Annotated in this window: 18 protein-coding genes; 7 read left to right on the top strand and 11 right to left on the bottom strand. The window is 62.4% G+C overall.

Going from position 1 to position 21,472, the window contains the following annotated elements:
• Positions 1-76: 76 nt before the first annotated feature.
• The 6 genes from LJE93_15135 to LJE93_15110 form a co-directional block, all read right to left on the bottom strand.
• Positions 77-1,471 (bottom strand): sigma-54 dependent transcriptional regulator, encoded by a 1,395-nt coding sequence (locus LJE93_15135; protein ID MCG6950246.1) that lies wholly within the window; start codon positions 1,469-1,471, stop codon positions 77-79.
• A gap of 12 nt (positions 1,472-1,483) precedes the next feature.
• Entirely contained in the window at positions 1,484-3,496 is a 2,013-nt protein-coding gene (gene ligA, locus LJE93_15130) for an NAD-dependent DNA ligase LigA (GenBank protein ID MCG6950245.1), read from the bottom strand.
• On the bottom strand, positions 3,493-4,839 hold the full coding sequence (locus LJE93_15125) for a hypothetical protein (GenBank protein ID MCG6950244.1): 1,347 nt from the start codon (positions 4,837-4,839) through the stop codon (positions 3,493-3,495). The genes ligA and LJE93_15125 overlap by 4 nt, the downstream gene beginning before the upstream one ends.
• Positions 4,840-4,892: 53 nt before the next feature.
• The gene (locus LJE93_15120) at positions 4,893-5,924 is read right to left on the bottom strand and encodes a zinc-binding dehydrogenase (protein ID MCG6950243.1); all 1,032 of its coding nucleotides are present in this window, start codon (positions 5,922-5,924) and stop codon (positions 4,893-4,895) included.
• A 127-nt stretch (positions 5,925-6,051) separates the two neighbouring features.
• Positions 6,052-7,707: a hypothetical protein gene (locus tag LJE93_15115; protein ID MCG6950242.1), complete on the bottom strand. Its 1,656-nt coding sequence runs from the start codon at positions 7,705-7,707 to the stop codon at positions 6,052-6,054.
• A 191-nt stretch (positions 7,708-7,898) separates the two neighbouring features.
• The gene (locus LJE93_15110; protein MCG6950241.1) at positions 7,899-8,876 is read right to left on the bottom strand and encodes a histone deacetylase; all 978 of its coding nucleotides are present in this window, start codon (positions 8,874-8,876) and stop codon (positions 7,899-7,901) included.
• 161 nt (positions 8,877-9,037) lie between these two features.
• Here LJE93_15110 and LJE93_15105 point away from each other — a divergent pair, with 161 nt between their 5' ends.
• The 3 genes from LJE93_15105 (at position 9,038) to LJE93_15095 (ending at position 11,646) form a co-directional block, all read left to right on the top strand.
• On the top strand, positions 9,038-10,066 hold the full coding sequence (locus LJE93_15105; GenBank protein MCG6950240.1) for a flippase-like domain-containing protein: 1,029 nt from the start codon (positions 9,038-9,040) through the stop codon (positions 10,064-10,066).
• A complete protein-coding gene (gene nrdR, locus LJE93_15100; GenBank protein ID MCG6950239.1) occupies positions 10,063-10,527 on the top strand; it encodes a transcriptional regulator NrdR in 465 nt (154 codons plus the stop codon). The genes LJE93_15105 and nrdR overlap by 4 nt, the downstream gene beginning before the upstream one ends.
• A 165-nt stretch (positions 10,528-10,692) precedes the next feature.
• Positions 10,693-11,646 (top strand): SDR family oxidoreductase, encoded by a 954-nt coding sequence (locus LJE93_15095; GenBank protein ID MCG6950238.1) that lies wholly within the window; start codon positions 10,693-10,695, stop codon positions 11,644-11,646.
• A 66-nt stretch (positions 11,647-11,712) separates the two neighbouring features.
• On the opposite strand, the gene LJE93_15090 is transcribed toward LJE93_15095, so the two are convergent.
• The 3 genes from LJE93_15090 to surE all read right to left on the bottom strand — a co-directional run bounded on the left by LJE93_15090 (position 11,713) and on the right by surE (position 14,722).
• On the bottom strand, positions 11,713-13,014 hold the full coding sequence (locus LJE93_15090; GenBank protein ID MCG6950237.1) for a thymidine phosphorylase: 1,302 nt from the start codon (positions 13,012-13,014) through the stop codon (positions 11,713-11,715).
• Positions 13,015-13,028: 14 nt separating this feature from the next.
• Positions 13,029-13,721 carry a tetratricopeptide repeat protein gene (locus tag LJE93_15085; GenBank protein MCG6950236.1) on the bottom strand — a complete coding sequence of 231 codons (693 nt, stop codon included), beginning with the start codon at positions 13,719-13,721 and terminating at the stop codon, positions 13,029-13,031.
• A gap of 131 nt (positions 13,722-13,852) precedes the next feature.
• Complete coding sequence (surE, locus tag LJE93_15080) at positions 13,853-14,722, bottom strand: 5'/3'-nucleotidase SurE (GenBank protein ID MCG6950235.1); 870 nt, start codon at positions 14,720-14,722, stop codon at positions 13,853-13,855.
• 347 nt (positions 14,723-15,069) lie between these two features.
• Here surE and LJE93_15075 point away from each other — a divergent pair, with 347 nt between their 5' ends.
• Positions 15,070-16,725 carry a sodium/proline symporter gene (locus LJE93_15075; protein ID MCG6950234.1) on the top strand — a complete coding sequence of 552 codons (1,656 nt, stop codon included), beginning with the start codon at positions 15,070-15,072 and terminating at the stop codon, positions 16,723-16,725.
• A gap of 81 nt (positions 16,726-16,806) precedes the next feature.
• Here LJE93_15075 and LJE93_15070 read toward each other — a convergent pair whose 3' ends face one another.
• Positions 16,807-18,246, bottom strand: a complete 1,440-nt coding sequence (locus LJE93_15070; protein ID MCG6950233.1) for a pyridoxal phosphate-dependent aminotransferase — start codon at positions 18,244-18,246, stop codon at positions 16,807-16,809.
• A 74-nt stretch (positions 18,247-18,320) separates the two neighbouring features.
• Entirely contained in the window at positions 18,321-19,151 is an 831-nt protein-coding gene (locus LJE93_15065; protein MCG6950232.1) for a rhomboid family intramembrane serine protease, read from the bottom strand.
• Between the two features lie 95 nt (positions 19,152-19,246).
• Here LJE93_15065 and LJE93_15060 point away from each other — a divergent pair, with 95 nt between their 5' ends.
• The 3 genes from LJE93_15060 to LJE93_15050 all read left to right on the top strand — a co-directional run.
• Positions 19,247-20,122, top strand: a complete 876-nt coding sequence (locus LJE93_15060) for a hypothetical protein (protein ID MCG6950231.1) — start codon at positions 19,247-19,249, stop codon at positions 20,120-20,122.
• The gene (locus LJE93_15055) at positions 20,080-20,904 is read left to right on the top strand and encodes a carbon-nitrogen family hydrolase (GenBank protein ID MCG6950230.1); all 825 of its coding nucleotides are present in this window, start codon (positions 20,080-20,082) and stop codon (positions 20,902-20,904) included. Before LJE93_15060 ends, LJE93_15055 begins: the two co-directional genes overlap by 43 nt.
• Positions 20,905-21,066: 162 nt before the next feature.
• Positions 21,067-21,472, top strand: a 406-nt coding sequence (locus tag LJE93_15050) for a 6-carboxytetrahydropterin synthase (protein ID MCG6950229.1), incomplete at its 3' end; no start/stop codon positions are given.

The following is a 21,472-nucleotide window of genomic DNA, read 5'->3' as shown; positions in this document are numbered from 1 at the left end:
AGGGAATTCCTGAAGAATCTGAGGTGGGAGGGCGGGAATTCCGAATTCCTCATTCCGAAATCCTCATTCGAGATCGCTAGCTTTCGCCTCCACTTTCCTCGTCACCTCGCGGCGCGATCTCGCCATACTCTTTCAGCTTGCGCTGCAGGGTGCGGAGACCGATTTCGAGAATATCGGCAGCCCGCGCTCGATGGCCGCCCGTGTGCTCGACTGTTCGCAGAATCGCTTCTTTTTCGATCTCGGCCATGGAACGTGGCCGCCATTCGGCCTTTTCCTCCATTACCATCGCCTGACCTGAAGCCCGGTACTCGTTCGGGAGATCCTCGAGGACAATCTCGCCAGAACTCGCGAACAGGACCATCGACTCGATGAGGTTTCGAAGCTCGCGGACGTTTCCGGGCCACGGCTGTCTTTTGAGCGCGGCCAGCACCGTCGGGTGCACACCGCCGACGTCGCGGTCCATTTCCCGGTTGAAGTGTTCCAGGAAGTGCTGAACAAAGAGCGGGATGTCCTCAATCCTCTCGCGCAACGGTGGAATGAAGAGCTCGACCACCTTGAGCCGGTAAAAGAGGTCCTGTCGGAACCGCCCGTTCTCGACCCATTGGGCGAGATCCCGGTTGGTCGCGGCAACAAGCCGGAAGTCGACCGGTATCTGGGTCGACCCTCCGACTCTCATGATGTGTTTCTCCTCGAGCACTCGCAGAAGCTTGACCTGCAGGTCGGCCGACAGCTCCGAGATCTCGTCGAGGAACAGAGTCCCTCCAGAAGCACGCTCGATCAGCCCGATACGGCGCTGGTGGGCTCCGGTGAAGGCACCCTTTTCGTGGCCAAAGAGCTCTGATTCGAGTATCTCACCCGGTATGGCCCCGCAGTTGATCGCCACGAAGGGCCCCTGAGCGCGAGGAGAGTTTTGATGAAGGGCATTCGCAACCAGCTCCTTGCCTGTGCCGGACTCGCCGACGATGAGAACGGTCGATCGGGTCGGCGCGACAACTCGCAGGCGTTCGAGCAGCTCCTCCATCGCCGTCGAGCGGCCGACGATGCCCTCGAAACCGAAGCTCTTCTCGAGACGTTGGCGCAGCCTGCGATTCTCATCCGACAGAACCCGCCGTTCAAGCTGCAGCTGAACGCGCTGCCGCAGCTCCTGGACCTTCACCGGTTTCGTGAGGTAGTCATCAGCTCCCTCCTGAAGTGCCGACACCGCGTCCTCGACATCTGCATAGGCCGTGACGAGCAGGAACGGGAGGTTAGGGTGTTCCGCACGGACGGCGCGCAGGAAATCGTAGCCGTCCATGCCGGGCATGCGGACATCCGAGACAATTGCGTCCACCTCCTCGCCTTCCCCGAGTTTTTCGAGCGCAGCCTCCGCCGAGTCGAAGGACCGCAGGTCGTAACCCACGCGCTCCAGAGTCCGGGTCATGGCATCGCGTGAACCATCGTCGTCGTCGACAAGGAAAATCACCGGTGGCATTCCAATCGCTCCCTATGAATCCAACATCTTCTCGAGCTCTGACTCGTCGATGACCGTCACACCGAGCTCGCGCGCTCTGGTCAACTTGCTACCGGCGTTATCCCCGGCCACAACGAACGTCGTCTTACCCGACACCGAGCCGGCGACTTTGGCGCCAAGCCGCTCGAGCTCTTGCTTGAGCTCGCGTCTCGGCCGACTCAACGTGCCGGTCAAAACGAAGGTTTGGCCTTCGAGAGGGACACTGCCGGACACTTCATCCACGACCTCGTGCGGATTGATTCCCCGCTCCCCCAACCTTTCCAAGAGCTCCCGTCGGGATTCGTCGGCGAACCACTCCGTCACCGCGGTGGCGATCACAGGCCCGATTCCATCGATTTGCTCGAGCGTCTCGGGTGAGGCTACCGAGAGAGCTCCCAGGTTGCCGAATCGCCGTGCCAGGAGCTTGGCGGCGCGCTCACCGACGTGCGGAATTCCGAGCGCGAAGATCAGCCGATGAAGCGGCCGCGCTCGCACCTCTTCGAGTTCGCTCACCAATTTTGTCGCAGACAAGACGCCCCAGCCGGGCAGCTCCGCCAGGGACTCGGCATCCAGGTCCCAGAGCGAGGCCTCGTCGGTCACCATACCCGCTTCGACCAACTGCTCGAGCAATCTCCCTCCGAGGCCCTCCACCTCCATCGCCCCGCGCGCAACAAAATGACGAAGCCTCGCACCCACCACCGCGGGGCACTCCGGATTCGGGCAACGTAGCGCGACCTCTTCCCCCTCGCGCTCTACCGGAGTCCCGCACGATGGGCATGTCTCGGGAGGGATACACGGTCGCGCCCCGGGGGGTCGCTCGGAGGTGACCACGCCCACCACCTTCGGAATCACCTCGCCGCCTTTGGTCACCCACACGGTGTCGCCCATCCGCACATCCAGTCGCATGACCTCATCGAAGTTATGAAGGGTGGCTCGCGAGACTGTCGAGCCGGCGATCTCGACCGGCTCGAGCACCGCTACCGGAGTCAGGACACCTGTGCGGCCGACCTGGACGACCACGTCGAGAAGCTTTGTCGTACGGCCCTCGGGCGGAAACTTGTAGGCCACCGCCCACCGCACAGACCGCGACGTACTGCCAAGAGCCTCCCTTTCCGAGGCGCTGTCAACCTTGATGACGATCCCGTCAGTTTCGTAGTCGAGGTCATGTCGATCTTCCTGCCAACGATCGATATATGCCTCGACCTCGCCAAGCCCGGCGCATCGCTCGAGACCCGGGCTAGTCGGGAAGCCCAGACCGTTCAGCCATTCGAGCGTGGCGATGTGGCTGTCCTCTTCGTACCCTTCCGCTCTCGCGACCTGGTAGCACCACAGGCCGAGGCGCCGCCTCGATGCCTCCCGTGGATCGAGCAGCCGGATGGCGCCCGCCGCGGCGTTGCGCGGATTGGCGAACTCTTGTTTCCCTTCCCGGTGTCGGTCGCTGTTCAGCTCGGAGAAGACGCTGCGCGCCAGGTACACTTCACCTCGAACTTCAACCAGGTTCGGAAGGCCATTCACCTCGAGCGGAAGCTGGCGAATGGTGCGTGCATTGGTCGTCACGTCATCACCGAGGGTGCCGTCTCCCCGTGTCACGGCCCGCTCGAGCTTTCCGTCCACATAGATCAGCGAGATCGAGACGCCATCGATCTTGAGCTCGGCGGCCAGGCTGTCGGGCTCTCGTCCGAGCTCGCGGCAGAGCCGCGCGTACCACGTGTGTAGTTCCTCGCGCGAATAGGTGTTGTCGAGCGAGAGCATGGGAATGGCGTGGGCCACCTGCTCGAGTCCCGACAACGGTTCGCCCCCGACTCTCTGGGTCGGCGATGTCGGCGTCAACAGGTCGGGAAAATCCTCCTCGAGCTGCACCAGCTCGGCAAAGAGTTGATCGTATTCGTAGTCCGAGATCTCCGGATCGGCCAGAACGTAGTAACGGCGATCGTGGTGCCGCAGGATCTCACGCAGCTCCTCGGCTCTGCGGGCGGCGCGATCCCGGTCACTATTCTCCGCGCTCACTTTCGCCGCCTTCGCCGCGGGCGTCGTCCACGAGGTCGGGACCGAGCCCGCGCCTCCTCTCGTGCATCCTCCGTCCGGTCCTTCGAACGGACCTTGCGAAGCGCCCGCTGCCACCCCTGATGCGCTTCGGGCGAGATATAGCCGAGCGCGACCGCGATTCCGTAAAGGTCCCATGCCACCTGAAAGTAGTCCTGCCTGGCAAGCTTGAGCACTTGCCGACCGCGTTCAGGCGGCCTTCGCATCTTGGTCAGTGCGAACAGCCCCTGGTGAAGAAGATGCAGGGTCTGGTTCGACAAATGCATGCTGGTCGTCGCGGGCTCGAGTGATTCCCTGAGCCGCCCGAGGACCTGCGGGTTGTCGACCCGGCCAGTTTCCGAGGTTTCCTCCTCTGCGATCGCGAGAAACCGACCGAGGAAGAAACTCCCTATCAGACTCGGATCCGCGAACTCACGGCCTGATCCGATCTCTTCGTCGAGCATTTCGAGGACGCGCATGCTCTCGTCGGTATCGATCGGAATATCCGGAAACGCGAGCGGGAACACGCCGGCACGCCGCCACGCCTGGTGAATTCCTGCGGCACAACCCGAGCGGAGAGATTCCAGGAGTTCGTACGTCAGGCGCGGAGCCGAGGCTTCCGCGATCAGGTATTTCTGGGCCTCGATCGCCTCCTTGGTGCCGGGTTCGATTTCGAAGCCCAACCTGACGCTGTACTCGAGGGCTCGCATCATTCTTACAGGATCTTCGATGAACCGTTGGTCAGGATCACCAATCGCCCGGATGATCCCGCGCTCGAGGTCCCCGATTCCGTTCACGTGATCGATGACCGAAAAGTCCGCGATATTGTAGAACAACGCGTTGACGGTGAAATCACGGCGGCGGGCATCCTCGGCGGGCGAGCCATAGACCACCTTCGAAGTTTCGGGCTGGGGTCGTTCCGTCGCCGAGTGCGCCTCCGCTTCCTCGGCCTCTGCCTCCTCCCAATCGTTCGGGGACTCGGGCGGTTCCGGGTTCGCACGGAACGTTGCCACCTCCACGATCCCTCCACGGAAATACACGTGCACGAGGCGGAACCTTCGGCCGATGATGCGGGAGTTGCGGAACAGTCGCCTGATCTCCTGCGGCCGCGCATTGGTGGCGACATCGAAATCCTTGGGCCTTTTGTCGAGCAGGAGATCACGCACGCTGCCGCCGACCAGATACGCGGCGTACCCCGACCTGTGGAGCCTGTAGAGAACCTTGAGCGCCTCCGACGACAAGCTCCCGCGGGAAATCCGATGTTCGGGACGCGCAAGTACCGTCGGTTGGAGATGGTCGGTCGTCGGCGTGTCCATGGCTTCAGTCATCCGAGGTGTCGTATCGGAGAAATTTGGTGAGCCGGCCACCCTGGGCCATCGCTTCAGCCATCGATGGACAGCACGATCTTAGCAAACTGGCCAGCCTCTTCCATGCGCTCATATGCCGCTCGCCCATCGCTCAGCGGCAGCACGGTGTCGATCACCGGTTTCAATCCGTGCTGGTTGACAGCGGCCACCATCTCCCGCCAATCCGAACGGGAGCCCATGGTGGAGCCGATGATGCTGAGCTGGTTCCAGAATACGAGCCGGATCTCTTCTTTGGGATTGGGCCCGGACGTCGCGCCACAGGTGACGATCCGTCCTCCCTTGGCGGCAGCTTTCAGAGACTGCATCCAGGTTGCCTCCCCAACCGAATCAACCACTATGTCGGCTCCCCGTCCATCGGTCAGGCTACGCACCGTCCGAGCGACCCGATCTCCTGCCGGAATGGCCTCGTCAGCACCGAGATCGGCCGCTCGGCTGAGCTTTTCCTCGGACCTCGAGGTCACGATCGTGCGTGCGCCCACCATTTTGGCGAACTGCAGACAGGCCATCGAAACACCGCCTCCGATGCCGTGAATCAACACAGTTTCGCCGGGTCTGAGCCGGCCCCGTTTCACCAGCATCCTCCACGCCGTCAGATGCGCCAGCCCGAGGGCAGCCGACTCCTCCCACGACAGATGGCTCGGACGTGAAGAGAGGGCGTCAGCGGCTACCACCACCGCTTCACAGAATGTTCCGTCCGTGTGCTCTCCCAGAACTCCGAACGAGACGCACAGGCTTTGCTCGCCCGCGAGACAGAACTCACACCGCCCACACGACAGGCCCGGGTCGAAAATCACCTCGGAGCCGAGGTCGACGCCCTCGGCCTCCGGCCCGACCGCGTCCACGATCCCACAGCCGTCGGCGCCCCCGATGTGGGGCAACCCGATCGGAATTCCCGGCATCCCGTGGAGAACGAAAAGATCGAGATGGTTGAGTGCGGCAGTTTTCAACCGCACTCGCACCTGTCTCCGCCCCGGTTCGGGCAAGGGTCGCTCGCCGAAAATGAGTTTTTCCGTCCCGCCGTGTTCTTCGAAGAACAGAGCTTTCACACAACCCTCCTGTTTGGCCACATTGTAGCCTCGCAATTCATCCGATCGCCGTCAAGCGATCGGATGAAATGCCAAAACACAAAACCCCGCCGCAGCGGGGTTTTGCGGTTCCACGGGTGGTCAGCAATCAGGGGCTCTGATTGTCGAGGACAAAGCGGCGTTCCCCGAGGATATTGCGGCCCTCGAGGCGATCTTCGGTCCATACGACGATGACATGCTCACCGTCGGCGAGATTTGCGGCAACCGTGTCCAGTTCGTATCTGAAACCGGACGTGCTCGAGAAAATGGGCGGGAGCCAGGGGTACAGCACATCGACGTCCGGCGACTCCAGCCCCATTTCGGCATCTCCTATGTGCACACCGTCGACCCAGATCTCGATGTAATCGATGCGCTGGGTATCAATCGCAAATCCGGTGACCTCAACGATGCCGCCTTCGAGTTCCATGTGCTCTGGCGTCCAGATGTCGCCCCACGACGGATCATCTTCGTCGTCGTTGCACTGGAAGATCACTGGGACTTGGGCGATGTCGGTGACGTTGTTCTCACGGTCACCGGCTCGCACCTTCAATAGATGCACACCCCGGTTGAATCCACGGTTCAGGATCAGCTCCGCGACGTCCAGTAGGAACGAAAAACCGCTGTGCTTGGAGTTCGGTACATCGACGTACAGCCGGTGGACGTCCATCCGCTCGTGGCCGTAGTAGTTGAAATCCCAGTCGACTTCGTTCCAGAAGTAGTAATCCAGGTTGGTGTCGCGAATGATGACGCCGTCGAGAAGCAGCTGAACGTATGAGACGCCACCGAAATCGGTTCGCGAACCCACGTCGAGCGCCCATCCGATCACCATTTCGACGTTTTCGGGATTCTCATAAACATCGCCCGACCACGGCGGCTCGAAGCCGTCGTCGTCCAGCTCACAGCCCTCTGCCACCATGACGTGGTTGTCGACCGGCCAGTCGATGTCGCCGAAGGGCGGCAGGTTGGAGCCGGTGTTGAAGGTCTGGACAAAGCGCCTGCCGATCACACGCGAGGCACCTTCGTTGTCGACCACACGCACCGCCAGCACGTGGATGCCGTTGTTCAGATACGTGGTGTTGAGCATGCGAACGAACCCGGCGTACTCGGCGTTGGCATTGCTCGGAAACTTGTTGCCAATGTCCGGTCGGTGCACGCCGGTGACGGCGTTGCCCATCGCCAGTCCGTCGACCATGATCTCGACGAAGGCCACGCTCTCGTCGTCGAGCGCCCAGCCCGTGACCGGAAAGACGCCGTTCATCGGCTGGTTCGAACCCGGCAACTCCAGTTCCCCGAGGGGTGCCTGATTGCGGTCATTGTCGATCGTGAAGGAGCGCAGACCGAAATCGTCGGTGGTCGCATCCTCGAATGTGACGCGCATGAACAGCGTGTGCACGCCGTCGGAATAGGCCGCCGAATCGAAGGAGGTGGCAAAGCCGGGCCGCGCGTACGGCGTGCCAGCGTACCAGGGATAGGCCTGGAGAATGTCGTACCGAGGCTGGCTGATATCGGCCGTCGTTACGAAGGTGTCGTCGACGTACAGATCGACCTTGCTCACCAAGGCCCGGTCCCACTGACAAGAGTGCCACGTCCACTGGGGACCGCACTGTTGCCCGTCATCGACGACGAAACCATTGACCTCCACAAGGCCAAAAACAGTGGCCCCATCCGCCGGCGTATCCAGCCAGAATATCGTCTCGGCAACCGCGCTCATCGGAAGCAGGAGAGACAGCACAACAAGCGCTCCGACGGTTCCTTTGTAACGCATTGCGAATCCTCCTCTGGATCGAAGTCCGGGTGGCAATTTACGATCGTAATTATGATATACCAAGGCATATCTATGGTCAAATTTGATCAGCAAATTGAGAAGGTTTGAGCGAGTAAGTTTAGCCAAAGATATGTATGAACTCGCGTTGTCCGTGACGTAGATCACCGATTGTATGGAGAATCTGGATTGAATTAATCGACAGAGCTTTTTGCCAATTCCTCGACATGAATACGAACTGATTTAGCCAGCGCTCCCAGCTCGTATCCTCCTTCAAGAAAAGATAATACGCGTCCTTCAGCCCATCGTTCCGCGGCATCGACGGCGCACTTCGTCAGCTGCCCAAAGCCCAATTCGGACACCTCCATGCCTCCCAACGGGTCGTCCCGATGTGCATCAAATCCTGCCGACAAGATGATCGCTGCCGGTTGCAATCGCTGACAAATCTCATCCAGAGCGTCGGCAAATGCCGTGCAGAAAATGTCATCTCCGGCCCCGCCGGCAAGAGGCACATTGCGTGTGGTTCCACGCCCTTCGCCATCGCCCACTTCGTCGGCACCCCCGGTCCCGGGGAAGGCCGGGTACCGATGGACGGATACGTATCCGACATCGCCCCGGGAATAGAAATGCTCCTGGATGCCATCGCCATGGAACGCGCCAAAGTCGGCGACGACCACCGGCCGGTTCCAGCTGCGGACCACGACCTCCGCCGCGAGCGCCACCGAGTTGAAGAAACAATAGCCCGAGGCCTTTTCGCGCCCCGCGTGATGTGCCGGCGGCCGCACCACCAAAAAGGCTCGGCGCAGCTGACCGTTCGCCAGATCGAGCCCCGCCTGGAGCGCCAGCCCAGCCGCTGCGATCGCAGCGGAAAAGGTCCCTGCTGAAACGCCGCAGTCGTGTGAGTCCAGCCATCCGCTTCCAGACTCCGACGCATCCCGCACCCTCTCGATGTACGCCGAATCGTGAATCCAGGCCAGGGTGCCGAGGGTGTCCTCTTCGTCGGGAAGGAGGCTTTCGGGATCGACAGTCCACCGGCCGTCGACGCGCGCCGACAATGCGTCGAGGATCACCCGCACGCGTTCCGGAGTTTCGGGATGGCCGAGTCCGGGGTTGTGTCCCAAGCACAACGGGTGCGACCGCACGCTGAGCAATTTCCCGTCCCCATCAATCATGGAAACATCATAGCGAACAGCTCCGCCCATTTGGGATGTTGGATTTGGGATATTGGATTTCCCACCCGCTCCCCCGGAGTATTCCCCCGGCCAGCAGAACGGAGAGCGAAATTCCGAATTCCGAATTCCTAATTTGGACGAACGGGGCTACCCTAGGGTCGATGGCGAACAAGGCTGTTCGAATCGGAATCTCGCTGGCGCTAATGATCATTTTGCTGGCGATCTTCCTGTGGAATGTCGACTTCAAGAAAGTTGGTCAGGCCCTCGCCGGCGCCGACATTCAGTTGTTGATCACCGCCTCGGCGGTGGCGATTTTCGCCTACTGGCTGCGTTGTCTTCGGTGGCAGTTCATTCTCATTCCAGTCGGGCGTGTTCGCCATTCGAGCGTTCTCCTCACGACCGCCGTCGGTTACGCGGCCCTCTCCCTGTTGCCCGCACGGATGGGAGACCTGATCCGCCCACTGCTGCTCGCACGGCGCGAGAAGATCCCCGTATCCGCCAGCCTCGCGTCAATCCTTACCGAACGTGTGTTTGACCTGTGGTGCGTCGTGTTCTACTTTCTCGTGTTCATCGTCTGGCCGCCGAGCATGCCCGATCTTGACGAACAGGCGCAGAGAGCCCTCCACATGCTCTCGCTCAGCGGTTATGCGGCTGGCGCCGCACTCGTGATCGGAACTCTCATCCTGCTCGGGCTCTTTCGTTACCAAGACCGATTCATCGAGATCCTGACCCTCCCGATTGCCTGGCTCAAGGAATCGTGGCGCCAGCCGGTGACGATTTTCCTGAACCACTTTCTCGACGGCCTGCGGGTGCTCCAGCGACCCCGCGACCTCTTGATAACAACTGCCGCTTCGCTCTTCATGTGGTGGGTCATCTGCTGGCAGGTCCGTTTCACCCTGCTCGCCTTCGACGTCGACCTGCCGCTTCGGGCCGCCTACCTCATCGTCACGATGGCGGTCATCGGACTCGCCATTCCGACCCCGGGTGGTGTCGGCGGATTTCACAAAGCGACCCAGGTAGGGTTAACGCTCTTCTTCGGCGTCGGCCTCAACGAGGCGACTGGCATCGCCATCGCCTACCACGCGATCTGTTTCGTCCCGATCACCGTCATCGGCCTCCTCTGCCTGCCCTTCCTCGGGGTCAGTCTGCGGGAGGTGGAATCCGCACCGGCTCCGGACTCCAGCGAATGAACTGTCCCTTCTGTGGTGATTCCGACAACCGGGTGGTGGATTCCCGCGAGGTCCGCTCAGGCTCGGAGATTCGGCGCCGCCGTGAGTGTTCGAAGTGTGGCAAGAGATTTACGACCTACGAGCGGGTCGACGAACTGCCGACGACTGTGGTCAAGCGGGACGGGCGACGCGAGAGCTTCGACCGGGAGAAACTCCTGACGGGACTTCTTCGCGCGTGCGAGAAACGACCGGTGCCGAGACGAGATCTGGTGGCGGTGGTTGATGCCGTGGAATCGACGCTTGCCGCCCGCGACGTTCGTGAGATTTCGACCGAGGAGATCGGCAACATGGTCATAGAAGAGCTCCGTCGCCTCGACCAGGTCGCCTATGTTCGCTTCGCCAGCGTCTACCGCAGGTTCGAGGACGTCAATCAGTTCATGGATGAGCTCCGGAATCTTCTCATCAAGGAGCAGAACGGCTAGCCCACATAGATCATGAGGCCTCGTAACGAGGCTTTATGAATAATGTGGGCGAGTCCTGACCGTTCGTCGAGCTTCCAGTCTTCACGATTCCGGACTCCCAACTCAACTGACCGCCCACTCCAGACCGTAACGAGAGCTATACTTGGTGTTCACTGCGGAGGTGCAATGGCTGATCCAAAACGAGCTCTCGTGACCGGTGGTGCGGGCTTTCTCGGTTCCCACCTGTGTGGACGTCTTCTCGATGAGGGCTTCGAGGTCGTGTGCATGGACAATCTCATCACGGGCGCTCTCGAAAACATCGAGAGCTTCTTCGGACGTGACGGCTTCACCTTCGTCCACCACGACGTGACCAATTTCATTCACGTTCCCGGAAGGCTTGACTACATCCTCCACTTCGCCTCGCCGGCATCACCGATCGATTACCTCAAGCTGCCGATTCAGACCCTCAAGGTCGGGTCTCTCGGCACCCACAAGGCACTCGGTCTCGCCAAATCCAAGGGAGCACGTTTTCTCCTGGCGTCGACATCGGAGACCTACGGCGACCCGTTGGTCCATCCGCAACCGGAAACCTACTGGGGCAACGTCAATCCGGTCGGCCCGCGCGGCGTGTACGACGAGGCGAAACGCTTCGCCGAAGCGATCACAATGGCCTATCACCGCCACCACGGGATCGACACACGCATCGTCCGCATCTTCAACACCTACGGGCCGAGGATGCGTTCCGGAGACGGAAGGGTAGTCCCCACATTCATCTGTCAGGCGCTGGCCGACAAACCGCTGACCGCCTTCGGTGACGGATCACAGACGCGTTCGTTCTGTTTCGTCACCGACCTCATCGAGGGGATCTGGCGGCTGCTCAACTCGGACTATTGCCAACCGATGAACATCGGCAACCCGGCTGAAATGACCGTGCTCGATTTCGCCAAAGAGATCATCAAGGTCACCGGCTCCTCGTCAGAGATCGTCTTCGAACCGTTGCCCGAGGACGATCCCAAGGTGCGCCAACCCGACATCTCCCTCGCGCGGAAGATTCTCGATTGGGAGCCGCAGGTATCACTTGCCGACGGACTCGAAGAGACTGTGGCGTACTTTTCGAACGGACCGCAGGACGCCGAGTGATCAATCGAAGCCGGTAGGAGCATCGCGCTTCGGCGCGTCAGGTGCCGTCGATGCGGCCCGCGCGTTTTACTGCGCAATGTCCTCTGCGGTACCGAGCACCAGCTGCGGGGGACCCACCGATTCTGAACTCATGGTGAACGCATCCCGGATTTGACCGACGAGGCGTTCACGGTCCACCTTGCGTTCGCCGACGAGGAGCGTTGCCAGCGGCTGTCCGGGCTCGATCGAATCGCCGATTCGGGCGTGGACCAGAATTCCGGCACCGAGAGCCAGCTCCTCCTCCACTCTCCGTCGTCCCGCACCGACCTCCGCCGCTGCCCGGCCCAGATTCTCACCGTCACAGGCCACCACGAATCCGGACGCTGTGGCCGGAACCTCGACCGTTGCCTGCGGCTGAGCGAGGCGGTTGGGATCCGGATCCCCACCGTGCGCCCTCACGATCTGTTCCCAGGCGGCCATCGCCGCACCTTCGGCAATCGCACCTTCGAGGGCGGCATTCGCATCGTCCGTTTCCCATCCCCGCAGAACCATCGCCTCGCGGCACAGGCTCATCGTCACCTCACGCAGACGGTCATCTCCGCCTCCCGACAAGATTGCTAGCGCCTCCCGAACCTCACAGGCGGTTCCAAGAGCAGGCCCGAGCGGCTGATTCATGTCAGTGATGAGAGCTTCACACAGGACGCCAGTATCGACCGCTACCTGTCGAAGTGCGATCGCCAGCTCACGCGCGGAAGCCACCGTCTTGCGAAAGGCACCTGTGCCCCACTTCACATCGAGGATCAGGGCACCCGCACCGAGGGCAAGCTTCTTCGACATGATCGATCCGACGATCAACGGCAGGGAGGGCACCGTCGCCGTCACATCGCGCAGAGCGTAGAGCGTACGGTCGGCCGGAGCGATGTCCTCCGTCTGGGCGATGATCGCCGCCCCGCATTCGTCGATCAGATCGAGGGTCTCGGCACGGCTACGGGTTGAATCCCAACCTGGAATTGCGTCAAGTTTGTCGAGGGTCCCCTGGGAGTGGCCGAGGCCGCGCCCGGCCATCATTGCAACCGGGACTCCGACCGCCGCGAGCAGCGGCGCGAGCACCAGCGAGACGGTGTCGCCGACGCCTCCAGTGGAGTGCTTGTCCACCACGTTGGGTCGCTCGGCTGCGAGGTCCCAGACCTCCCCCGAGTTCAGCATCTCTTCGGTCAGCCATCGGGTCTCGTCCGCATCCATCCCTCGGCAGCAGATGGCCATGAGCATCGCCGCCAACTGTTCGGGTGGAAGCGAGTTGTCGCTCGCCCCTTCAATAAAGGCCGCAATCTGATCGTGAGCCAAGGCCTCGCCGTCTCGTTTTCTGGCGATCGCCTCGACAATGCTCAACCGAAGCTCTCCGGCTAACCGATCTCGGCAAGCCGCTGGCGCGCGCCTACGACGTAGGGCGATTCGGGAAAATCCTCAACCAGTGTTTCGAGGTGCGGTTTCGCCCGATCCGGCTCACCCTCGGCGATCAGGAGCTCCCCCAGCCTGTAGAGTGCGGCGTCGCGCGGCAGGCCGTTCGACAGGCCCGCGGCCATCGCCTCGAGATCGGCGATCACCTCGGTGGTCTGACCGGATGTAACGCGAAGGTTGATCAGATCGAAGTTGGCGAGCCGACCCACGAATTCATCGCCGCGTCGATCCGCCAGTTCGACCAGTGCTGTCCGGGCCTGATCCATCTCTCCCCGGCTGAGATCGATTCGGGCGAGGTACAGCCTCGCCATATCGGCCTGGTCGGAGCGCCCGTAGTTGTCGACGACCTGCAGAAATGCAGCCTCGGCCGCGTCGATGTCGCCACCGGGGACCGGCGACCCCGGAGCCGCATCGCCCTCGAAGATCTTCGTCGCGTTGTGCAGCAATAACGACGCATCGTCGGTCCGTGCGTTGCTCCAGGCACTGAAAGCCCACCACAGCAGGGCAACTACGCAGACCGCGGCAATGCCCGCGAGAAGCGGTTTCAGGTTTTCCGATATCCATCGAAAGATCACTTCCGCGGCAGAGACGAACTCATCGTCCTTCTTCAGCTGTTTTCGGGTTATCCGACGTCCCATTCACTTCCTCCAGCCGCGCGACCCGTCAACCCGAGGCGCACGGGGTCTCCAACTGTAGCACGCTAGCACGGACTATTTCTCGACCCCGCCATTGCCGTCGATCCAGAGTCCGCACCTCGATGAACGCGAGGTCACGGATTTGACGGTGACTCCGCAAGCCTGTACTGCAGCAAGAGCGGGAACGCGCGCTCGGCGGTCTGGTCCAGACTGAGCGGCGCAATCGTCACCCATCCTCGGGAAAGTGCGTACGAATCACCGCCCGGAGCCATTTGCTTCGGTGGTTTCCACCGGCTCAGGAACCAGCGGGTACCGTCGGAGTCCGCCCGCGAAAGAACGTAGCGCGCCTCCTCGGAGCGGTCGAGTCCCATTCGAGCCACCTGAAATCCGCGAATGTCTTCGGTGTCGACAGGCACGTTGACGTTCAAATAGACACCAGGCGGCAGACCGTTGTCACGTACCGCATCGATAACGGTCTTGCCCCACTTCGCCGCGGTCGCAAAATCCGGCTGCGGATCCGACCAGTCGAGCTGCAGCGACACCGCGACAGCGGGTATACCCGCGTACGCACCCTCCCTGGCCACTGCGACGGTGCCCGATGTCCATGCCCCGAGGCCATCGTTCTCCCCCCGATTGATGCCCGACACCACCAGGTCTGGCGGATCGTCTGCCAGCAGGGCAGTCAGCGCAACTCGGGCCACCGTTGCCGGCGTTCCATCGACCGACCAAGCTGTGGACCCGGCGATCTCCGAGTGCTGCAACACCTTGATCTCGTTTCGCGTGACCAGGCCGTGACCCGACACGCTCTGCTGCTCGGCAGGTGCCACGACCGTCACGCGGTACGCGGGATCCGCTGCGATCGCGGCCGCGATTGCCTCCAGTCCCGGCGAATCGATCCCGTCGTCGTTGCCGACGAGGACGTGGACAGGCTCGCCAGCCGCTGCCGGAAATGCCAGCAACACGATCACCAAAGGCAGATATATCGAGAAATGTCGTGGTCTCATCAGACCTCCAAGTGGTTGGGGGAGTTTACCGCAACCGGTTCCCGATGCCGGATGCTCGATGCTGGATCCTGGATGCTCGAACCACCCACCCCATCTGCCCACAGATCACACAGATGGTTTTCATCGGGGGGGATATCGATCAGGCGAGCCGGCCAAGTGACGAGCTTCGAGTATCGAACATCGGGTGACCGAGCGGATCGCGCTACACTTCGCCCAAAGGAGGCGCCGATGGAAGAGCACTCGTTGACGCTCGGAGCACACCTGCTGCTTTGGGTCTTCCCCGTCGCCCTGGTGGCGCTTGTGTTCCTGGAGAATTACCTCGACAGCCGCAAGCGGGAGTCCGGGCGATGATGCCCATCGATGGCTCCACCCTGACCACCGTCGCGGTAGTCATGGTCGCCTACCTCGGGGTCCTGCTCTTCATCGGCTGGCGAGCGGCACAAAGGACTCACGGCGGCGAAGACTTCCACCTCGCCGGTCGCTCGCTCGGCGCCTGGTCCGCGGGAATCTCGTCGACCGCCAGCTCCGAATCCGGCTGGGTCACGCTCGGCGCAGTGGGCATGACGTTCACCTACGGCGTGTCCGGCCTCTGGTACGCCCCGGGCTGTCTCCTCGGCTATCTGGTCAACGTCTATCTGGTGGCGCCGCGGTTGCGGCCCCTGTCCGCTGGCCAGGGCTCGATCACCCTGACCGATGTCATCACGCGACGCTGGGGAGATCCTCGCAACGTCCTGAGGATCACCGCCACCTCGATTGTGCTCATCTGCATGATGGGATACGTGGCCGCCCAGATGACAGCCGCGGGAAAGGCGTTTTCTTCCTCCCTCGGCCTCGAAGGGCGAAGTGGCTACATCCTGGGCGTCGTGATCGGCGCCGTGGTGATCATCCTCGTCACATCTCTCGGCGGCTTCCGGGCAGTCGCCTGGACTGACCTCTTCCAGGGGTTGCTGGTGGCCATCGCCCTCATCGCGTTGCCGATTTTCGCCATCGCGCGTCTCGGAGGTTTCGGCGCACTCGTCCAGGGCCTCGGCGCGATCGACACCAACTTCCTCAGTGCCGGCGGCGGCAGGCTCGGGCCCGCTCTCTGGGGTTACATTGTCGGTCAGCTGGGTATCGGTCTCGGCTATCCAGGCATGCCACACGTGATCACCCGGTACATGGCCGCACGCGACGACCGCGAGGTGCAGCGGCTGCAGGTCATCGCGATGCTCTGGGGTGTGGCGGTCTTCTACGGAGCCGGTCTGGTCGGCCTGGCCGGCCGGGTCATGATGCCCGACCTCGCGGACGGGGAGCAGGCGTTGATGGCAATAGCCCTCCACCTCGTGCACCCGGTCCTCGCGGGCCTGCTGCTCGCAGCAGTCATCTCGGCGATTCTTTCAACCGTCTCCTCCCAGCTTCTCGTCGCCGCATCGGCCGTCTCCTACGACATTGTCGAAGAGACCTTGGGTCGTTCGAGCGACGATCGCCGCAGCCTCGTACTGGGTCGCTGGACCGTGGCGGTCGTCGGCCTCATCGGAATCCTGGTCGCCCTCAGCGAGGTCCGGCTGGTCTTCTGGTTCGTCCTCTTTGCCTGGTCCGGTCTCGGAGCGGCCTTCGCGCCGCTGATCCTGCTCGCGCTGACACGGGGAGGTGTGAACCGACACGGGGCGCTGGCGGCCATGCTCACGGGCGCGGGCATCACAATTGTCTGGAAGCTCGGCCGCGACGCTTCGGCAAGCTCCGAGGCTTTCGCCCGCGTGTGGTGGATCGTCCTCCTGTGTGCGGTCGCGATTCTGCTCCTCGGGAGGCTCACGAGGACCTTCAAACGAGGAGAGATCATCGCCGTCATTGCCGCGGCGGCGCTGGCGGTGATCAGCTGGTGGCTGGTCCAACGGTGGGGTTTGCACAACCTCTACGAGCTGGTCCCGGCGTTCTTCCTCGCGGGAATCGCTGCACTCGCGGTCAGCGCGATCACCCGGTCCTCAAATGACGGCGACGGCGAGATCAAAGGGGTTGAGAATTGAGAGTTGAGAGTTATTCGCCACCCGCCCGAGGACCATGCTTGCGAACTCTAAACTCTCAACTCGGAACCCTTGACTCCGGCCTCACTCCCCACCTGACCTCGGCGGCGGGGTCATGCCGAAGGAAAGCCGCACGTACTTGCGAGCCGCCTCCTGGAACTCGGCGAGTCGCGAAGAGTCTCCGTTGACCACCAACCCGTGCCGTTCGAGGTTGGGGTTGCGGCAGAAGCTGTCGAGTGGCACTCCGCCGATTCCGGTTTCGAGATAGAAGGCGACGGTCGGTGCCACCGCGGATTCCTCACCGAGCTCACAGCAGCGATCCGAGAGGCGTGGAACGGCGTACATCGAACCTTCCCAGTCGAAGGTCTCGGAGTCGGGCAGCAGCAGCTGTTCGGAATCGAACAGCTCCCGGTATCGGTCGAAGGCGTCGCGCAGGAGGAGTCGGCGCCGACGTTGGAGGTGACGTCCGATACGCATCTGGAGGCGGATGCGGTGCTCGACGAGCTCGTCGTCGCCACTGAGGAAGGCGGCGAGCAGCGAAGCGGTCGCCGCCTGCATGGCGTTCGACGGACCCGCCATGACGTTCTGGGCATATCGCACGATGCCGTCCCGCGGAGTCGACGAACGGGTCAGAATGGCGCCAGATCGCAGGCCGGTGACACCGTGAGTCTTGGAGAGGGAGTCAATAAATAGCACCGCCTCGGCGTACCGGGGGTCTTCCGAATACCAGGAGAGGAGCCGCCGGTGGTCTGGGTGAAGCCGAACGTAGACGGAATCCAAAATCACGGTCGCGTTCGGCCATCGGTCGAGAACCGCATCGACCAACTTCCGACACTCTTCCGGTGGGAGCGTGCGGCCGGTGGGATTGTTGATGGGCATGAGATAGACACTGTCAATTTCGACGTTTTCCGGCACCTGAGCCAGGTCGTCGACGCTCGGATCCATGTCGGCGCGGGTTGGCGGCAGCAACAGGGCCTTCATGCCAAGCAGGGCGATCTGGTCCATCGGGCAGGTGAAGGTCGGAATCGGCACGAGCACGGTTGCCGGGCTCCCCGTTCCGACGCGGCTTCGGCGCGCCTCCGCCACGCCCTGGAGAGCCGCTTGCAGAGCCTGATTACCACCGTGGAAGGCCATGATCTGTGGCGGCGAGTGGGAATCGTTCTTGAAATCAATGCCGAGTTGCCGCGACCACAGGGCACCCCAAGACCTCGTGATTCTCGGGTACCCGATCGAGTCGACGTTGTAGCCCATCGGGTGGGCGCTCAGCTGCCGAACCCAGCCGCCGACGTACTCGAAGGCGGATAGCAGCTCATCGTACCAGTCCTGTCGGAGGCACGGATCTTCAGGATCATCGGGGGGAACCGTTCGCCGATCGCAATCGCCGATGGCAGAGGCGAGGTCGTTGTAGCCCATGGCACGCATGGCGTTGACCGTCCGGCTCATCAGGCGGATCGGCGCGCTTGCGTAGCGCTCTTTGAAGGAGTTGAAGACCTCTATCCGCACCTCTCGCTCGCTTTGCGGCATGGCCACCCCCTTTTGTCCGGCATAGTACCGTTGGCGTCGGCGAGCGGCAAGCAGTGCTGCCCGGCCGACGATTCTCAGTCGTGATGCGAGGCCTGCAGAACACGCTCCCGCAGCCGATCGAGGAAATCCTGTTCCTTCGGTGTCAACGTGTGCGGACCCGAAGTGTCGATCTTGTGCCGTATCCGCTCGAACTCCCGTGCCTCTTCGGGTGTCAGGGAGGCGCCGATTGGCGAGGGTCGAGGCCGAGGCGCGGGCGGTGTCGGGTACGCCTCCTTGAGGTAGAGAAAATAGATCAGAGCCCCCGCCAGGGCGCCGCCGAGGTGGGCGCCGTGGCCGATGGGAAGGCCGCCTCCACGGCTCTGCGCCAACAAGCCCCAGAGATCGATGCCAACGAAGGCGAGCACTCCGGCAAGTGCTGGTATCGGTACGATGCCGAAGAGGAGAATCTTGTGGTGCGGAAAGTGCAGCGCGTAGGCAAGCAACAACCCGCTGATTGCACCGGACGCGCCGAGGGCGGGGATGTTGCTGTTGCCGAGTATGAAGGTCGAAACCAGGCAGTGCGTGAACGACGCCACCGTTGCCGCCGCCAGGTAGAACAGCACGAAGACCCGGGTTCCCCAGAGCTTGTCGAGCACCGTGCCAAAGCTCCACAGGACGAACATGTTGATCGCCAGATGCCAGAGCTCGCTGTGGGAGAAGGCGGCGGTCAGGACAGTCCAAACCAACCAGTGTTCGAGGTGGGCGGTGCTGACCAGGAAGTTGGCGGTCATGAAGGGTTTCAATCCGGGCACAAGCGCCGCCGCCTGCCAGGCGAGGAAGACGAGCACATTGAGGCCGATGATGATCGACACCGCCCTTGATCGCATGCTGCTCGAGCGACCAGGCGGGGGACCAGTTGCACTCATCTGCCGATCGTAGGGGGCATTCATCTTCGCTGCATTATGGCAGAGCCCGGACATCCCTTCGTGGTAGCCTCGAAGAAAGCTCTGGAGGTCTACGCGTGCAACTTTGTCGTTGCCTTTGTGTCGCCGCAGCCACGCTGTTGGCGACCGGCTTCTGTTTCGCCTCGGATCTGGGCGCGCTTCTCGATCACCAGCTCAAGGGAGGCTGGGGCGTGCTCGGGGTCGAGGTGTGGTCGGCATGCGGTGGTACCTACTCCGACAACCTGGTCGGAGCGATGGGGGTCAGCAGCAAGGCCCCGCACAGATTCGCAGTCGGCGAGCTGGTCCGAGTGGACGACGTCAAGCTCAAACGACGAAGGGTCGATCTCCTGCTGACCACCGCCGCGCCGCTGCGCGTCTCGTGGATGGAGGGCCCGTTCGAACTCTTCGAACAACGTCCGTGTCGTGTCCAGCTGATGGTTCCCGTGCCGCGCGAACTTATCAAACAAGCAGATCTGGAGGCCATCCTGACCGAGGTTCGACGACACGCGAGGCTGTTCTCGACACTCGAAGATGCGAAAGATTCGGCCGAGTGGAACGGCCGGCTGACCGAGCCGTTCCCCGAAAACTACGAGGAAACGCTTCGGCTCCACGCGATATGGCAGGCCGAGCAGACCAACGCCGCCGTCCAGCACGCCCTCGATCACGCTCTCACTGAAGCTGCCGACGCGGTCGACGACATGGACGACGACCATGAGTACCTCGCCGGTTTTTCTGCCGGCGCCGAGCGCATGTCCAAATTCACCGTGGCTACCTGCAGCACTCTCTTGAATGCCTCGTTCAGCAGCTATCGGGACAGGGCGCCCGGAGATCGATCACAGAATTGGGAGGACGGCTGGAAGGACGGTCAACGGATGGTGTTTCACATTCTGCTCGCCGACCGCCTGCGGGCATGCTTCGTACCACTGCCCGAAGTGTCACCAACCCCACCATGATCGTCGCCGGCATCCAGTTCGACATCGCCTGGGAGGATCCGAAGGAGAATATGCGGCGGGTCACTCCCCTGGTTGCGCGGGCCGCTGAGCGCGGTGCGAAGATCGTCGCGCTTCCCGAGATGTTCGCCACCGGCTTCACCATGCGCGCCGCGGAAATGGCCGCCCACGCCGACGCCATCAGGAAGTTCCTGGCCGAGACCGCCCGAGGGCACGGGGTATGGCTGGTCGGCGGTTACGCCGAGGCCGGTGACAACCTACCGGCGAACGCCTGCTCGGTAATGGGCCCCGACGGCCGCGAGGCTCTACACTACCGCAAAATCCACCCGTTCACCCTCGCCAAGGAACCGGAGCACTACGAGGCCGGCGCCGAGCTGCACACCGTGGAGATCCACAGCGTGCGGGTCACGCCGTTGATCTGCTACGACCTCCGCTTTCCCGAGCTGTTCCGGCTCGCCGCGGGGGTCACCGATCTCTTCGTGGTCATAGCCAACTGGCCCGCCAGACGCGCCCACGCCTGGCGCGCCCTGCTCTCCGCTCGCGCGATCGACGACCAGGCCTGGGTGCTGGGCGTGAACCGGGTTGGCGAGGCGGAGGGTTACCCGCACTCCGGGGACACGAGCCTGATCGATCCCTGGGGAAAAGTTGTGGCGACCCTGGCCGACAAGTCCGGAGTCGTGGCAGGTGACGTCGACGCCGAGGTGGTCCGCGAGGCGAGACAGAGGTTTCGTTTCCTCGAAGACCGCCGGCCGGATCTCTACCGCCGGCTGGAGGATGAATACTGACTTCGCCCACAGTCTTGAGTCTTGAGTTTTGAGTTTTGAGATGCCACCCGCCCTCCCCACTTCCAGGATGGATTGGAGGGAACTCGCGACTCATAACTCAAAACTCAAAACTCCGCCCAGGAATATCGGTGACTCGGCATGCGCTATGCTGGCGGGAGAGTCATGGCGACAACAGTCACTGTCAAGGTCTACTTCGAAGCGGCTCACCGCCTGCACAACCCGGCCCAGCCGGACGAGTGGAACCGCCGCGTCTTCGGCAAGTGCAACAACCCCCACGGCCACGGCCACAACTACGTCATCGAGGCGGTCGTGCGCGGCCAACCGGACCCGGCGAGCGGCTACCTGATCGACATGAAGGATCTCAAGGCAATCCTCCAACGCTGCGTGGTGGACCACGTCGACCACCGCCATCTCAATATCGAGGTGCCGTGGCTTGAGCGCGTCATCCCGACCGCCGAGAACCTGGCGCGGGTCTTTTTCGAGCGCACCGCGCCGGAGCTTCCCGAGGGCGTCGAGTTGGTTGCTCTGACGGTGCACGAGACGGAGCGTAATTCAGCGACCTTCAGTC

The organism is Acidobacteriota bacterium, from assembly GCA_022340665.1.
Lineage (GTDB): Bacteria > Acidobacteriota > Thermoanaerobaculia > Thermoanaerobaculales > Sulfomarinibacteraceae > Sulfomarinibacter.
The sequence above is the reverse complement of the archived record's forward strand: the minus strand, read 5'-3'. Positions and strand labels throughout refer to the sequence as shown.

Coding starts and splice junctions, on each gene's coding strand:
- LJE93_15125 (MCG6950244.1), bottom strand. CDS start 4,839: ATGACTGAAGCCATGGACACGCCGACGACCGACCATCTCCAACCGACG.
- LJE93_15070 (MCG6950233.1), bottom strand. CDS start 18,246: ATGCCGCAAAGCGAGCGAGAGGTGCGGATAGAGGTCTTCAACTCCTTC.
- LJE93_15065 (MCG6950232.1), bottom strand. CDS start 19,151: ATGAGTGCAACTGGTCCCCCGCCTGGTCGCTCGAGCAGCATGCGATCA.
- LJE93_15135 (MCG6950246.1), bottom strand. CDS start 1,471: ATGCCACCGGTGATTTTCCTTGTCGACGACGACGATGGTTCACGCGAT.
- LJE93_15055 (MCG6950230.1), top strand. CDS start 20,080: ATGCTTCGTACCACTGCCCGAAGTGTCACCAACCCCACCATGATCGTC.
- LJE93_15115 (MCG6950242.1), bottom strand. CDS start 7,707: ATGCGTTACAAAGGAACCGTCGGAGCGCTTGTTGTGCTGTCTCTCCTG.
- LJE93_15085 (MCG6950236.1), bottom strand. CDS start 13,721: ATGGGACGTCGGATAACCCGAAAACAGCTGAAGAAGGACGATGAGTTC.
- surE (MCG6950235.1), bottom strand. CDS start 14,722: ATGAGACCACGACATTTCTCGATATATCTGCCTTTGGTGATCGTGTTG.
- LJE93_15095 (MCG6950238.1), top strand. CDS start 10,693: ATGGCTGATCCAAAACGAGCTCTCGTGACCGGTGGTGCGGGCTTTCTC.
- LJE93_15110 (MCG6950241.1), bottom strand. CDS start 8,876: ATGATTGATGGGGACGGGAAATTGCTCAGCGTGCGGTCGCACCCGTTG.
- LJE93_15075 (MCG6950234.1), top strand. CDS start 15,070: ATGATGCCCATCGATGGCTCCACCCTGACCACCGTCGCGGTAGTCATG.
- nrdR (MCG6950239.1), top strand. CDS start 10,063: ATGAACTGTCCCTTCTGTGGTGATTCCGACAACCGGGTGGTGGATTCC.
- LJE93_15105 (MCG6950240.1), top strand. CDS start 9,038: ATGGCGAACAAGGCTGTTCGAATCGGAATCTCGCTGGCGCTAATGATC.